Origin of the sequence: Phaeobacter sp. HS011 (genome assembly GCF_018101215.1) — a bacterium.
Classification (GTDB): domain Bacteria; phylum Pseudomonadota; class Alphaproteobacteria; order Rhodobacterales; family Rhodobacteraceae; genus Phaeobacter; species Phaeobacter inhibens.
This window is the reverse complement of sequence record NZ_JAGEUF010000011.1, coordinates 39,483-53,535: the sequence shown is the minus strand read 5'-3', so window position 1 is coordinate 53,535 and position 14,053 is coordinate 39,483. Positions and strand designations below refer to the sequence as shown.

General features: G+C 57.5%; 14 protein-coding genes. 13 read left to right on the top strand and 1 reads right to left on the bottom strand.

Annotated elements, in window-relative coordinates:
- Positions 1-121 precede the first annotated feature (121 nt).
- The 4 genes from J4721_RS17855 (at position 122) to J4721_RS17840 (ending at position 5,332) form a co-directional block, all read left to right on the top strand.
- Positions 122-508 (top strand): DUF302 domain-containing protein, encoded by a 387-nt coding sequence (locus J4721_RS17855; protein ID WP_046212135.1) that lies wholly within the window; start codon positions 122-124, stop codon positions 506-508.
- 105 nt (positions 509-613) lie between these two features.
- Positions 614-1,534 carry a prolipoprotein diacylglyceryl transferase gene (gene lgt / locus J4721_RS17850; protein WP_058123688.1) on the top strand — a complete coding sequence of 307 codons (921 nt, stop codon included), beginning with the start codon at positions 614-616 and terminating at the stop codon, positions 1,532-1,534.
- A gap of 78 nt (positions 1,535-1,612) precedes the next feature.
- Positions 1,613-3,958 (top strand): copper-translocating P-type ATPase, encoded by a 2,346-nt coding sequence (locus tag J4721_RS17845; RefSeq protein ID WP_170863238.1) that lies wholly within the window; start codon positions 1,613-1,615, stop codon positions 3,956-3,958.
- 48 nt (positions 3,959-4,006) lie between these two features.
- Positions 4,007-5,332 (top strand): APC family permease, encoded by a 1,326-nt coding sequence (locus J4721_RS17840; protein WP_096873520.1) that lies wholly within the window; start codon positions 4,007-4,009, stop codon positions 5,330-5,332.
- A gap of 11 nt (positions 5,333-5,343) precedes the next feature.
- Here J4721_RS17840 and J4721_RS17835 read toward each other — a convergent pair whose 3' ends face one another.
- Positions 5,344-6,048 (bottom strand): hypothetical protein, encoded by a 705-nt coding sequence (locus tag J4721_RS17835; RefSeq protein WP_237455014.1) that lies wholly within the window; start codon positions 6,046-6,048, stop codon positions 5,344-5,346.
- A 717-nt stretch (positions 6,049-6,765) separates the two neighbouring features.
- Here J4721_RS17835 and J4721_RS17830 point away from each other — a divergent pair.
- The 9 genes from J4721_RS17830 to J4721_RS17790 all read left to right on the top strand — a co-directional run bounded on the left by J4721_RS17830 (position 6,766) and on the right by J4721_RS17790 (position 13,906).
- Positions 6,766-7,074, top strand: a complete 309-nt coding sequence (locus tag J4721_RS17830) for a hypothetical protein (RefSeq protein ID WP_232367722.1) — start codon at positions 6,766-6,768, stop codon at positions 7,072-7,074.
- Positions 7,075-7,147: 73 nt separating this feature from the next.
- On the top strand, positions 7,148-7,369 hold the full coding sequence (locus tag J4721_RS17825; protein ID WP_226892491.1) for a hypothetical protein: 222 nt from the start codon (positions 7,148-7,150) through the stop codon (positions 7,367-7,369).
- Positions 7,369-8,832 (top strand): TolC family protein, encoded by a 1,464-nt coding sequence (locus J4721_RS17820; RefSeq protein WP_027238592.1) that lies wholly within the window; start codon positions 7,369-7,371, stop codon positions 8,830-8,832. The genes J4721_RS17825 and J4721_RS17820 overlap by 1 nt, the downstream gene beginning before the upstream one ends.
- A gap of 11 nt (positions 8,833-8,843) precedes the next feature.
- Entirely contained in the window at positions 8,844-10,202 is a 1,359-nt protein-coding gene (locus J4721_RS17815) for a multicopper oxidase family protein (protein ID WP_211003342.1), read from the top strand.
- 46 nt (positions 10,203-10,248) lie between these two features.
- On the top strand, positions 10,249-10,965 hold the full coding sequence (locus tag J4721_RS17810) for a copper-binding protein (RefSeq protein ID WP_211003341.1): 717 nt from the start codon (positions 10,249-10,251) through the stop codon (positions 10,963-10,965).
- Positions 10,966-11,074: 109 nt separating this feature from the next.
- The gene (locus J4721_RS17805) at positions 11,075-11,608 is read left to right on the top strand and encodes a plastocyanin/azurin family copper-binding protein (RefSeq protein ID WP_211003340.1); all 534 of its coding nucleotides are present in this window, start codon (positions 11,075-11,077) and stop codon (positions 11,606-11,608) included.
- Between the two features lie 9 nt (positions 11,609-11,617).
- Positions 11,618-12,922: an ABC transporter transmembrane domain-containing protein gene (locus J4721_RS17800; protein ID WP_211003339.1), complete on the top strand. Its 1,305-nt coding sequence runs from the start codon at positions 11,618-11,620 to the stop codon at positions 12,920-12,922.
- 14 nt (positions 12,923-12,936) lie between these two features.
- On the top strand, positions 12,937-13,377 hold the full coding sequence (locus J4721_RS17795) for a cytochrome c (RefSeq protein WP_211003338.1): 441 nt from the start codon (positions 12,937-12,939) through the stop codon (positions 13,375-13,377).
- A 76-nt stretch (positions 13,378-13,453) separates the two neighbouring features.
- On the top strand, positions 13,454-13,906 hold the full coding sequence (locus tag J4721_RS17790; protein ID WP_027238598.1) for a cytochrome c family protein: 453 nt from the start codon (positions 13,454-13,456) through the stop codon (positions 13,904-13,906).
- Positions 13,907-14,053: the final 147 nt, after the last annotated feature.

Below are 14,053 nucleotides of genomic sequence, written 5' to 3'. Positions count from 1 at the left end.
TTTCCGGCACCCGTCCTCACAACGCCAAAACCATTCGCGGTCGGGACATTGAACCGAACCGCGACCTGAACCGTTTAGCCTCGGTATGCCAACAAATAGAGACACTGAAAGGAAAATTCCCATGGCCTATACCTATGATCGCGTCCTGAAAGACACCAAAATCGATGACGCAGAGATGCGTGTTCGGGATGCTTTGGCAGACAAGGGCTTCGGCGTTTTGACTGAGATTGACGTCAAAGCGACGATGAAAAAGAAACTTGATGCGGACATGCCGCCTTACCGCATCTTGGGGGCCTGTAATCCGGGCATGGCGCACAAAGCCATCGAGATCGAGCCTCGCATCGGTGCGATGCTTCCCTGCAATGTTATCCTGCGGCAAGTGGACGGCGACACCGAGGTCAGCGCGGTCGATCCTGTCGCTTCGATGCAGGCGGTGCAGAACCAAGACCTGGACGCGGTCGCCGGCGAAGTCCGCGATCTCCTGCGGGACGCCCTCGACACCGCGTGATGGCGGGATGGGCGTTGGATGCCCTGTCGCAGAGCCAGCGCCATTGGCGGTGCTCGATTAATGCCATCTAATCCCCACGTAAATTCCTGATGAGGAACTGACCCAGTGCTGCCAGCGGGATTGCCATTTCCGGATATTGGAACCGACCTCTTCTCCTTCGACATCGGGGGGGTCACATTCGCACTCCGCTGGTACGCGCTAGCCTATATCTTCGGTATCCTGATTGGCTGGCGCATTTGTTTGAGTGCCATAAGCCGTCCCGCGCTCTGGACATCAGTTGGACCGCCGCTTGACCGGACGCAGATCGAAGATCTTCTGACGTGGATCATCATCGGCGTGATTGCTGGTGGTCGCCTGGGCTTTGTACTGTTCTACCAGCCCGCATATTATCTCGCCAATCCCTTGGAGATTCTGATGGTCTGGCAAGGCGGCATGTCTTTCCACGGGGGCTTCGCGGGCGTTGTCATCGCGGCCTTGTTGTTCTGCCTTCGACAAAACGCGTCATTGCTCAGCACTGGCGACTTGCTGGCTTTGACAACACCACCAGGCTTGTTTCTTGGGAGGCTGGCGAACTTCACCAACAACGAGCTGTGGGGGCGGCCGACGGACGTTCCCTGGGCGGTGATCTTTCCCGGCGAAGTCGCGCAGGCCTGCCCAGGGATTAGCGGCCTCTGCGCCCGACACCCGTCCCAGCTGTACGAGGCGCTATTGGAGGGGCTCATTCTTGGAATGCTGCTCATTTATCTCGCTTGGGGCCGGGGCTGGCTGAAAATGCCCGGTGCCTTGGCTGGCGTGTTTCTGACCGGCTATGGTCTTGCCCGAAGTTTCGTCGAGATGTTCCGGCAACCGGACCAACAGTTTGTGACGGCGGACAACCCGATTGGCCATGCGCTCCATTTTGGTGAGTGGGGTTTGACGATGGGCCAGTTGCTCTCCATGCCGATGGTGTTGGTCGGGCTGGCGTTGATCGTGCTCGCCCGACGGGAACGGGGCCGGACAGCGCCACCCCGCAGATCCGCAATGTAATCACCATACTGATCTCTCTTGACCCTCCTGTGGATGGAAGCCTTAGGCAAGAGAAGCATTCTCGGAAAGGACCGCAAAATGAGCACCCCCGACAGTTCTGAAACCACAGCAGCTTCTTCGGTATTCGTTTGCCCAATGCACCCTGAGGTGCGGCAGGTTGAGCCCGGCAATTGTCCGAAATGCGGGATGCATCTCGTGCCGGAATCGGAGCTCGAGGTCCATTCAGCACATGATCATCACGACCACCAAGCAGGTGCCGCGCCGGCGGATGGACGATATGATCTGGTTCCCCAAGGGCATGATGGTCCCATTTACACTTGCCCGATGCACCCTCAGGTGCGGCAGCCTGATCCGGGCGCGTGCCCGATCTGTGGCATGGGGTTGGAACTGGAATCCGGTGTGCCGGGCGATGAAGGTCCAAATCCCGAACTGGTGGATTTCACACGGCGGTTCTGGGTCGGCACAGTCCTGACGATCCCGCTCCTTGTCCTCACGATGGGGCCATTCGTCGGTTTCCCCGCAGTCCGGACTTTTTTTGGCGAAGGCACCACACAATGGATCGAATTGATCCTGGCAACGCCAGTGGTCTTGTGGTGCGGCTGGCCGTTTCTGGAACGCGGATGGATTTCGTTCCGCACATTGAACCTCAACATGTTCTCCCTGATCGGCATGGGCGTTCTTGCCGCCTGGCTCTTCAGCGTCGTTGCCGTTCTCGCACCGGACATATTCCCTGATGGGTTCCGAGACTCCGAAGGCCATGTCGGCGTCTACTTCGAGGCGGCGGCGGTGATCGTGACGCTCGTGCTGCTCGGTCAGGTGATGGAATTGCGCGCACGTGAAGGAACCGGCAAGGCGATCCGTGCGCTACTCGATATGGCCGCCAAGACCGCGCGGGTCATGCGGGACGATGGCTCCGAAGAGGAGATCCCGCTGGAGGACGTACAGGTCGGCGACCGGCTGCGCGTACGGCCCGGTGACAAGGTTCCTGTCGATGGCGTGGTTCTGGACGGCCGGTCCTCGATCGACGAAAGCATGATCTCCGGTGAACCTGTGCCGGTCGAGAAGACCGAAGGCGACCCGGTAACTGGTGCGACGATCAACGGCACTGGCAGTCTGGTGATGGAGGCGACGCGTGTCGGGTCCGACACGATGCTGGCTCAAATTGTCGAGATGGTGTCGAACGCGCAGCGCTCGCGCGCCCCGATCCAGAAATATGCCGACAAGGTGGCGGGATATTTCGTTCCGGCCGTCATCGGTATCGCGGTCCTGTCCTTCATCGCCTGGGCGATCTGGGGGCCCGCGCCTGCGCTTTCCTACGCATTGATTTCGGCAGTGGCGGTTCTGATCATCGCTTGTCCTTGTGCGCTTGGCCTGGCGACACCGATGTCGATCATGACGGCGACAGGACGGGGCGCTCAGGCAGGGGTCCTAATCAAGAACGCCGAGGCGCTGGAGCGGTTCGAGAAAGTCGATACCCTGATCGTCGACAAGACCGGCACGTTGACCGAAGGCAAGCCGCGGCTTGTCGACGTACTCCCGCAACCCGGCCACGACGAAGCCGAGGTCTTGCGTCTCGCCGCATCGCTTGAGCGCGGATCGGAGCACCCCTTGGCCGAAGCGATCGTCAGGGGTGCGGAGGAGCGAGATGTCAAAATGGACAATGCTCGGGACTTCGAGGCGATCACTGGCAAGGGCGTCAAGGGTGTTGTGGGCGGCAAAGCGGTGGCGCTCGGCAATCTGGCGATGATCCGCGAACTAGGGCTCGAGGCAGGCGCGTTGACCGCCAAGGCCAATGCCCGCCGCGACGAAGGTGAGACGGTAATGTTCGTGGTGCTGGATGGCGACATTGCAGGTCTTGTCGCTGTCGCCGATCCGGTGAAGAAGAGCACACCTGCGGCCATCAAGGACCTGCATGAACTGGGGTTCCGCGTCATCATGGCGACCGGAGACAACGAACGCACTGCCAACGCCATCGGCGCACGGCTCGGCATCGATGAGATCCGGGCCGACGTGCTGCCGGAGGACAAGGCGCGGATCATCCGTGAATTGCAAGAGGCGGGTCACAGGGTCGCGATGGCCGGGGATGGCGTCAACGACGCGCCGGCCTTGGCACAAGCCGATGTCGGCATCGCCATGGGCACTGGCGCCGATGTGGCCATCGAAAGCGCGGGCATCACGCTGGTCAAGGGCAACCTCGACGGTATCGTGCGTGCGCGGCGGCTCGCCCGGGCCACTATGCGCAACATCCGCCAGAACCTGTTCTTCGCGCTGATCTACAACGCCTCCGGCGTGCCGGTCGCGGCGGGAGTTCTGTTTCCCTTCTTTGGCATCCTCATCAGTCCGATGTTTGCTGCCTTCGCCATGAGCGCGTCGTCAATCTCGGTGGTGCTCAATTCGCTGCGCCTTCGCGGCGTTCGTATCTAGAAGCGCGCAACAGCATTCGGACGAACCAAAATTAAAAGGGGACCATTTATGCAGAGCGAAAAAGAAACGTACCGCGAAGATTCCATCAGTCTGGGCGGAGCCATTGCGATGGGAACAGGCGTGATGATCGGCGCCGGAATCTTTGCGTTGACGGGGCAAATCGCGCAGCTCGCCGGCCCGCTTTTCCCGCTTGCATTCATCGCCGGCGCGGTCGTCACAAGCTTCAGCGCCTACAGCTACATCAGGATGTCGAACAAATGGCCGTCCTCGGGTGGCATCGCCATGATCCTGCAGAAGTGCTATGGCCCCGGAGCCATCGCGGGCGGTGCCGCGCTGCTGATGGCGCTCAGCATGGTGATCGCGGAAAGCCTCGTCGCGCGAACCTTCGCCACCTATGTCTTGCGCCCTTTCGATATCGAAGGCGGCCCACTGGTCCCCGCCCTGGCCGTGGCCGTGATCGTTTTCGCCTTTCTGGTGAACATCGCCGGAAATCGCTCGGTCGGGCTGTTCTCGCTGATCATGGCAGCGATCAAGATTGGAGGCATAGCTCTGTTTGGCATCGCGGCCCTGTGGTCTAGTGGTTTTGCGTTCGCCGCTGCGTCCGAGACCTCTCAATCCTACGGGCTCACGGGGTTCATCGCCTCTACGGCGCTGGCCATCCTCGCGTTCAAGGGGTTCACCACGATCACCAACAGCGGGGCCGAGATCACTGAACCAAATCGCAATGTTGGCCGAGCGATCATGTTCTCGATCGGAATCTGCGTCGTCGTCTACCTGTTGGTCGCCTACGGGGTCGGTTCGAGTCTCACGATCGAGGAGATCATCTCAGCGCGTGACTATTCGCTGGCACAGGCGGCGCAGCCCGCCCTTGGACAAACCGGCTTCATACTCACGGTGATCCTGGCCGCTGTCGCAACGGCGTCCGGCGTTCTGGCCAGCGTCTTCGCGGTGTCGCGTATGCTGGCGATGCTGACCGACATGGAAATGATCCCGCACAGCCACTTCGGTATGCCAGGTCCCATCCAACGCCACACCCTGGTCTATACTGTCGTCATCGCAGCGACGTTGGCCGTGCTCTTTGATTTAGGCCGGATCGCATCCCTCGGTGCCTTCTTTTACCTCGTCATGGACATGATCATACATTGGGGCGTGTTCCACTATCGTCGAGCAGACGTCGGCGCCTCAGGTATCGTGCTTTTGACTGCCCTGGCGCTCGATGTAGTTGTACTGGCAGCTTTCACCGTGATGAAGCTTCAAAGCGACCCGATGATCGTTCTGTATGCGGCTGTCGGAATGATCGCTGTCTTCGCTTTCGAGCGCGTTTACTTGTCGCGATGGTTGGCACCTCAGGCCGCGCATTCCCACGGTGAATAGCCAGCCATCATTTAGCCCTGAAGGAATGCGATGCCTTGTGCACCGATTGCGATCAATCCGACCGACAGGGCAAACGCAAACAAGGCGAGCAGCATCAAGCCCGCTTTTATTGGCAAGCGACGAACGGTCGGTCCAAGAAATTCCGACTGCCCGAAAGCTGAAACATATAGCGGCAGCGCGCTGATCATTGTCGCATAAAGATAAACTCCGGAGATGTTCTCAAAAAACGCCGAACGCGCAAGGGTTGGGGCAACGACCGACAACGCGGTTGCACGACTGCCCCCGAATGACTCGAACCAGTCGGCAGACAAAACGTAGATCAGTGCGTGGAGGCTTGGAAAGAGAATGGCTCTGAGCAAGATATCCACCAGCACGAAAAACGCCGTATCTCGGCGGGCGACCTTTGGTTTCTGTATCACCGCGAAAAGAAAAAAACTGACATAGTTTATGGCAAAAACTACGGGCAGACCGTTGGTCGTAACTTGCCTCAGAAAGCGGGCCAGCGATGGCCCGCCGGCGGCAAGAGCCGCTGCAAAGCCCGGCGAAAGCAAGATATAAAGGCAGAGGACCGCCAGTAACGCTGCGAGGCTGAATGCCAAGACAATGCTCACAAATTGAACACCGGGCATGTCGACGGAGAAAAACCTCTGCATGTTAGAACGTTGGCACATATACGGCTTGAGATCGAGGATGTTGAACCTGCGTTTGGGAACCAAGCATTCGCTCCAGGTCTTTGGGACGAATGAAATTTAAGTTTCGAAATCTCCTGAACCGCGTTCCATGTCTCGACTGCAGGCCGAGCGACATAACAAATGGTAGGTTACTGCCGGACCTAGTTGCGGAAATGTTGATAGCATTGGAAAGTAGCTTTTCTGCATGTCTTACGCTGGCGGTAATTTTCAGAACGGAATATTCCTATCCGAGTGGGCGGACTCCTTTCAGGGTCTATTGCAATCTGCGCGGAGATCGCGGCCATCGTGCCGCTTCCATGCAAAAGCCCATCATGGCTGCCGACCCAGATGCAAAAGTTTCGTGCGATCTGACTGCACCTATCGTCGGCGTCGACAGCACTCTGGATGAAACTGCATTGGCGGTAGCGATCAGCGACGCGGGCTACAGGTCTGAGAAGCTGGCTGAAGTTCGGTAGCACAAGACGCGTCAGCATCGCTCCGCTGACCGGAGGGGAATATTGGCTCTTTATATGTTTCTGATATGCAACATTTTCTGACGGCAGCGGCCGAATCTCGCCTTTTTCACAAAAAAGCGACAAACCTTCCTGCGCAGGACGGATTGACTGGATTGCTTCGGTATCCGATATCTAGAGCATGAGCTTTCGAGTTTTCATATCATGCTGGTTCAAGACGTTTACGTGCATTGCGTTTGCGTTAGCCTTGGTATTTTCACCACCTTCTGCCGCTCACGCGGCGTCCGGCATGCATGACGGACATCAAGCCAAGTCTATTGTTGTCGTTGGTGCCGCCATGACTCATGACACCGGAAGCGATGCGCATCACGCGCATGAGAAGCTTAGGGTCGCAAGCGACATCGCAGCGTCCGACAAGGATGGCAAAGAGCAACAATCCCAAGAGTGTTGCAACGGTATCTGTATTTCTGTCGTCTTCCTCGAAGACACCAAGATCGAAGCAGAGCCGGTTGGTACAAGTGAATATGTCATTCTCGACGGTCAAACGTATTCGGTGGAAACAGCAGGGTTCCTGCGGCCCCCTCGATTCCTGATCTGAACCGACGCCCAAAACGGGTGTGAGCCTTGCGCAGAGTCTGCGTGAGACAACGTTCACCAATCAGGTTACTTTCATGAAAATTCATCTACTTATGGGGGCTTCGGCCCTCGGGCTTGGCGCATGCGCCTATGAGCCCACCCCGTTGCCGTCCGTCGCGACCCAACAGGCCGTCGTCAACACGGCAGTTTCATCGCCGATCAGCTATCAGGACCCCTTGGCGGGCTACACCTATCGCGGCCCTACAGGTCCCCGCGACTGGCGTTCCGTCAATCAAGAACAGACGGAGGGCAACTGATGCGGGTATCGAAGTTTCCGCTGGTTTTCGGCTTTCCGCTAATCCTGGGTGCCTGTGCTACCGCTGTGCCGGGCATCTACACGGAACCAAAAGCTGGCTTCGCCAATATTTCCAGCCAGGTCACACCAGCCCTCGGCAAACGGACAGCCTTCGCCGAAACCCAGGCCGAAAACGAGGCCTTGAAGAAGCAGGTGCACGCAATGGTGCACCGCAAGACCATTTCGGCGGACACCGCCGTTCAGGTCGCGCTTCTGAACAACAAAGGGTTGCAGGCGTCCTATGCAAACGTCGGCCTGTCTGCCGCAGAGGCCTGGCAGCAATCGATGCCGGAAAACCCAATCGTGTCGATTGGTATACTGGGCATCGGTGCGCCCGAACTGGGTGCCTACAGGGCGATCGAGGGACTGATCCGGTCGAACGTGCTCGATGCCACCACTCGCAAGCAGCGTACGGCCATTGCAGACGCAAACTTCCGGCAGGCTCAACTGAGCGCCGTGAACGACACACTCGCACTGGCCAATCAGACGCGGAAGGCATGGGTCGATGCCGTAGCCGCCTTCGAGGCTGTGAGTTATCTCCGCCGTGCGAAAGCGACGTCTGACGCCGGATCGGAATTAGCGATGAGACTGGGCGAGACCGGCGCGCTTAACACAGCCGGGCAGGCCCGTGAACAGGCATTCAATGCCGAACTCGCCGGACAACTTGCCCAGGCACGCTTGAATGCTACCCGGTCCAAAGAGCAGCTGACCAGGCTCATGGGGCTGTGGGGCACCGAAGTCGACTATTATGTGCCCGATGCTCTTCCTGCGCTGCCGCGTTCCGTCGGCCGTGTGACTGACATCGAAGCGAAAGCATTGCGAAATCGGGTTGATCTGCGCGTTGCCAAACTTGGCCTGGAAGCACAGGCCAAGGCGTTTGGTCTGACTGATCAGACTCGCATTATCAGCGATCTCGAATTCATTGCCGGGTTCGAAGCGGAGCGGGAAATTGAGGACGGAGAAACGGAGACCGTGACCACCCCTCAGGTGGAGGTGGAGTTCGCAATCCCGATCTACGACACCGGGAAGGCACGGATGCGCAAGGCGGAATTGTCGTACCTGCAAGCAGCCAACGTGCTGGCAGAAAGAGCCGTCAACGTCCGGTCCGAAGCGCGTGGTGCTGAAGCCTCCTATCACGCCGCGTATAAGATCGCCCGCCACTATCGCGACGTTCTGGTGCCGCTACGCACGACCGTCGAAGAAGAGGGGCTGCTGTCTTATAACGGCATGATCACCAACACTTTCGAGCTGCTGACAGACGTGCGCGAGAAACTGGGCGCATCACTGGAAGCGGCAAACGCAAAACGCGAATTCTACATGGCACAGGCTGATCTGACCGCTGCGATCTATGGCGGCGGCGAAGGCGGTGGCGGTGCTGGTGGAGAAGGCGCGACACTTGCCGCCGGTGGCGGCGCAGGACACTGAAAGGAACTGACATGCTAAATAGACGTCAATTACTCGGAGCCGGCGCGGCAGGTGCAACGCTGGTCTCTTCGAAAGCCTGGGGTCAAACCCTGAACATGGGCCTGCCCGAAGCTGCCCAAATGGATAGCGCAGCAACGGCGATCACGGCGCGTCCTAGTACCGGGCCGGACTACACACCTGTGGTCACATTGAACGGGTGGACCCTGCCGCACCGGATGAACAACGGGGTGAAAGAATTTCACCTCGTGGCCGAACCGGTAGAACGCGAGCTTGCCGACGGCATGATCGCGCATTTGTGGGGCTACAACGGCCAATCCACCGGCCCGACGATCGAAGCAGTCGAAGGCGACCGGGTGCGCATCTACGTCACCAATAAGCTGCCGGAAGGCACAACGGTGCACTGGCACGGGCTCATTCTTCCTTCAGGCATGGATGGGGTCTCCGGATTGAGCCATCCAAGCATCCCGCCGGGCAAAACCTTCGTCTACGAATTCGACTTGGTGAAGTCCGGAACGTTCATGTACCACCCCCACGGCGATGAAATGACCCAGATGGCGATGGGGATGATGGGCATGTTCGTGGTCCACCCCAAGGATCCCACATTCATGCCGGTGGATCGTGATTTCCTGATCATGCTGAATGCTTTCGACATCGATCCGGGTACCTATGTACCCCGCATCATGACGATGACGGATTTCAACCTTTGGACCTGGAACAGCCGGATCTTCCCCGACATCGATCCGCTGGTCGTGAACAAGGGCGACCGGGTGCGAGTACGGGTTGGGAACCTTACGATGACGAACCACCCGATCCATATGCACGGCTATGACTTCAAGGTCACCTGCACGGATGGCGGCTGGGTGCCGCCTGAAGCACAGTGGCCGGAGGTCAGCATCGACATTCCCGTAGGTGCGATGCGCGCCTACGAATTCGTCGCCGATCATCTGGGAGATTGGGCGATCCATTGCCACAAATCGCACCATACGATGAACGCCATGGGCCATGACGTGCCGACGTTCATCGGGGTGAACAAGAAGCCGCTGACCCAGAAGATCCGTCAATTCCAGCCGGAATACATGCCGATGGGCATGTCCGGCATGGGGGACATGGCAAAAATGGAAATGCCGCTACCCGACAATACCATCCCGATGATGACGGGTTGGGGCCCGTACGGACCCATCGAGATGGGCGGCATGTTTTCGGTCGTGAAGGTGCGGGACGGCATCGACGCGGACGATTACTCCGATCCCGGCTGGTACGAGAATCCTCCGGGCGAGATGGCCTACGAATGGACCGGCAAATTACCCGAATTTGCCTCCAACAACAGCCCCAAAACCATTCTCACACCGAAACCAACCTCGAAGGGCTGAGCGGCCCTTCGTCATCTCACACCAAACCAACCTACAGGACAATAAAATGAGAAATCTTCTTTTGACGACAAGCTTCGCGATCGCGCTAACAGCACCGGCCTTTGCTGCAGGTACACACGACGGCGGACATGGGGAGACCAAGCCAGCCGCAATGATGGTCGGCATGCCGGGTGACGCCGCCAAGGTTGACCGCACAATCGACGTCACTTTGCTCGAAAACGATGAGGGCCAGATGCTGATCGAGAGTGAGCCGATGGATATCAAGGAGGGCGAAACCATCCGCTTCAACATCACCAACAAGGGTGAGCTGGAGCATGAATTCGTCCTCGACACGGTAGAGCGTAATGCCGAGCATAAGATCGAAATGGCCAAGATGGACATGGAACATGACGATCCGAACCGTATCCGTCTCGATGCGGGCGCTTCGGGCGAGGTTGTCTGGACTTTCGCTAATTCTGGCACATTCGAAGCGGCGTGCCTGATCGCCGGCCACTACGAATCCGGCATGCACCGTGAGGTCGCAGTCGGTGACCAGATGGCTCAGGCTGACGTGGAATACACGAGCGGGACCATCAAGAAAATCGACGCCAAGGCCGGCAAGGTTACAATTATCCACGGCCCTCTCGTCAACCTGGATATGCCCGCAATGACCATGGTGTTCCGCGCCGATGAGGCGATGGTGGCCAAGATGGCGGAAGGTCAGGACATCGAATTCGTCGCTGACCGGGTCAAGGGTAAACTGACCGTCACGCATATGAAGTAACTACAAACAATGGGGTCGGGGGTAAACACTCCGGCCCCATCGCCTTGATCGCTTAGCCCAAGCAAGCAAGAAGATCCCATAAAATCAAGCGCTACGGAGGTAGCCGAGCATGAAGAATTTCCTGAGAACCTGCACCATCGCCCTTGCGCTCGTCCTTCCGGCTTTTTCAGTGGGCGCTTCCGGTGGCAAGGGCCAGCAGCCTCACGCCCGAGCCTTCGAAGTGCCTGGCCATGATCCGATCGGGAAACCCGGTGATGGTTCCTCGATCGACAGGACGATTGAATTGTCCATCAGGGAGACGGAAAGCGGCTACATGCTTTTCGAGCCGGACGCACTCCACATCGAGAGCGGATCGGTTGTCCGGTTTCTTATCAGCAATTTGGGTGGATTGGATCACGAGTTCTTTCTCGGTTCCTTTGACGAGGTCGCAAAACACCAGCAGTGGATGCGCGAACACCCCGACATGCAACATGATAACGCCAACTCGGTTTCGATCCCAAGTGGACAAAATGCCGAGTTGATCTGGGATTTCTCCGATATGACCAACCTGGAGTTCGTATGCTTGATTCCCGGCCACCGGGAAGCGGGCATGTGGGGCGTCATCATCGTGCACGATCACCTTGCGCCGAAGTCCAAGGATTAGACATTTTCAATGTCACTCTTGGATAGGTATCACCTGCTTGTACACGACGTAGCTGCCGCCCTTGGGTACGACTACAGCGATGCCACGCCGGACTGGGTTCATCCGTTCATTCATCTCATACTGGTCTTGGCCCCCGCGCTGCTGATCAGTGTTGGCTCATATCTTGCTATTCGCGGCATTCTGAAGCTTTGGAAGTACCGCAGCACGCCTGCGATCCACCCAGAGCCCATACGAGGGCTCGAAGGAAGTCTTTTCAGCACCGTCTTGCGCTATTCAAGAAGGCAGCAGGCGTTGATGATCGTGGTTAGCCTCATCGCGATGCCTATTCTCTATCTGACCCTGGAACTGCCAAAACAGATCGTGAACAACGCTCTGGATTCAGACCGTTTCCCGATTGTCGTTCTGGGACGAGACCTCGATCAGGTCGTTTTCCTCATACTTCTTTGCGGTCTCTATCTTCTGGCGATCATCCTGAATGGGTTAAACAAATATAGCCTTAACGTCTTCAAAGGGTATGTCGCGGAGCGTTTTCTGCGGCGCTTCCGCCTGCTGGTCTATCGGCAATGGCGCAGCGATCCAGACTCCGGAAACCAAAGCGAGATCGTCCCTATTCTCGCACAGGAAGTCGAGCCCATCGGTGGCTTCGCGGCGGACGTCCTTACGCTGCCAATCCTGCAAGGCGGTACGCTTTTGACGATCCTGTTTTTCATGTTCGTTCAGGACCCTGTCTTGGGTGCCGCCGCACTGACGGTACTGCCAATTCAGCTCGTGCTGCTGCCCAAGCTGCAACGGCGGGTCAACGCGCTTTCACGCACCAGGATCAAGGAGGTCCGACAGCTTGGCAGGCAGCTCAGCGATCAATTGCGCGAACGGCAGGTCAATCCGGCCGGGCTGCTGCCAGTAAGCGCAAGTTTTAGAGAGCTTGAGCACGTGCGCAGGAAGATTTTCCGTCTGAAGTTCTTCATCAAGGCCCTCAACAATTTTCTGACCGCGCTGACGCCATTCCTGTTCTACTCTCTGGGTGGATATTTCGTCATCGAAGGGCGGATCACACTCGGCGCGCTGGTGGCCGTCCTGGCAGCGCACAAGGACTTCTCGGCACCGCTGAAGGAACTTTTCCGCTACTATCAGACCTTGGAAGACACCCGAATCCGGTATCACGAAATCACGGCTTTTTTTGCCGGGTCAGGCCACTCGTCCGAAGTGGCCCAGGCAGATGACAGTACGCTGGAAAAGGTCAGCCAATTCGAGCAATCGCCGCTCAGAAAAACGACTTTGCCTTTCGAGGGGCATGAAGCCCTCGAAAGGCAATAAAGGAGTTTGATAGCATGAAATGGGCAGCAATTTTTTTTGCTCTGATCGCCGTTGCTGCGGCAGGATGGTACATCCTGCAGCCGACCCACTCCCAGACGAGTACTCAGACGGACGAAAGAATGGCACTTCCCGCAGGTGCGCTTGCAACTGTCAGGCTGCCCCCAAGTTTCACCGAGCAAGAGCAAATCGGCAAGCGTGCCTATGGTGCGGCCTGCGCGACCTGCCACGGCGTCAATGGGCAGGGTCAGGACGGCGTTGCTCCACCGCTGGTGCACAAGATTTATGAGCCGGGCCACCACGGTGACATGGCGTTTGTCCTCGCAGCACAGAATGGTGTTCGGGCGCACCATTGGAAGTTTGGCAACATGCCAGCTGTCGAGGGCGTAACACGAGCAGAAGTATTGCATATCGTGGCATATATACGGGCTCTTCAAAGGGAAAACGGAATTAACTGAGTGACCTGTCGACCTGAGGCAAAAGCATAACAGCCATCCAGTAGATAATAACTGTCATCAACAAGGAGAGAAACGAATGAAACCTAAATTTATCGCAACGCTAGCACTGGCATTGTCCGGAACAGGTGTTCTCGCCGATGGACATGCAACCGGCGACGCATCGGCCGGAGATAAGGTATTTAACAAGTGCAAGGCCTGCCACTCAATCGTCAGGACGGATGGTGACGTTATCCGAAAGGGTGGCGCGGTTGGGCCAAATCTTTATGGTGTGTACAACCGAACAGCAGGGACCGAAGAAATGTTTGGGAATAAATTTCGGGACTCTATTCGTGAAGCGGGCGAGAATGGCTTGGTCTGGAACGAGAGCGATTTCGTAGCCTATATTGCAGATCCGAAGAAGTTCCTCGCGACTTTTCTGAACGACAGCAAGGCGAAATCTGGCATGTCATTCAAATTGAAGAAAGAAACGGATGCCAAGGCAGTCTGGGCTTATCTCGTTTCGGTTGGACCGGAGGTTGAGGCCGATTAGATTTTTATTCGTTTGCACGGCTCTTTTTATGCTCGGTGCGCCCTTTGTAGCGGCTGAAGATGCCCCTCTGTTTCCAGTCAGACCACTGGTTGCACCGGTTGGGGATCACGCACGTGAACCCTCGCTTTCAACACTGCCCGATGGTCG

Excerpts from the sequence above, each read along its gene's own strand:
- J4721_RS17855 (WP_046212135.1), top strand. The coding sequence starts at position 122 with ATGGCCTATACCTATGATCGCGTCCTGAAAGACACCAAAATCGATGAC.
- J4721_RS17845 (WP_170863238.1), top strand. The coding sequence starts at position 1,613 with ATGAGCACCCCCGACAGTTCTGAAACCACAGCAGCTTCTTCGGTATTC.
- J4721_RS17840 (WP_096873520.1), top strand. The coding sequence starts at position 4,007 with ATGCAGAGCGAAAAAGAAACGTACCGCGAAGATTCCATCAGTCTGGGC.
- J4721_RS17830 (WP_232367722.1), top strand. The coding sequence starts at position 6,766 with ATGCATGACGGACATCAAGCCAAGTCTATTGTTGTCGTTGGTGCCGCC.
- J4721_RS17825 (WP_226892491.1), top strand. The coding sequence starts at position 7,148 with ATGAAAATTCATCTACTTATGGGGGCTTCGGCCCTCGGGCTTGGCGCA.
- J4721_RS17820 (WP_027238592.1), top strand. The coding sequence starts at position 7,369 with ATGCGGGTATCGAAGTTTCCGCTGGTTTTCGGCTTTCCGCTAATCCTG.
- J4721_RS17815 (WP_211003342.1), top strand. The coding sequence starts at position 8,844 with ATGCTAAATAGACGTCAATTACTCGGAGCCGGCGCGGCAGGTGCAACG.
- J4721_RS17810 (WP_211003341.1), top strand. The coding sequence starts at position 10,249 with ATGAGAAATCTTCTTTTGACGACAAGCTTCGCGATCGCGCTAACAGCA.
- J4721_RS17805 (WP_211003340.1), top strand. The coding sequence starts at position 11,075 with ATGAAGAATTTCCTGAGAACCTGCACCATCGCCCTTGCGCTCGTCCTT.
- J4721_RS17800 (WP_211003339.1), top strand. The coding sequence starts at position 11,618 with ATGTCACTCTTGGATAGGTATCACCTGCTTGTACACGACGTAGCTGCC.
- J4721_RS17795 (WP_211003338.1), top strand. The coding sequence starts at position 12,937 with ATGAAATGGGCAGCAATTTTTTTTGCTCTGATCGCCGTTGCTGCGGCA.
- J4721_RS17790 (WP_027238598.1), top strand. The coding sequence starts at position 13,454 with ATGAAACCTAAATTTATCGCAACGCTAGCACTGGCATTGTCCGGAACA.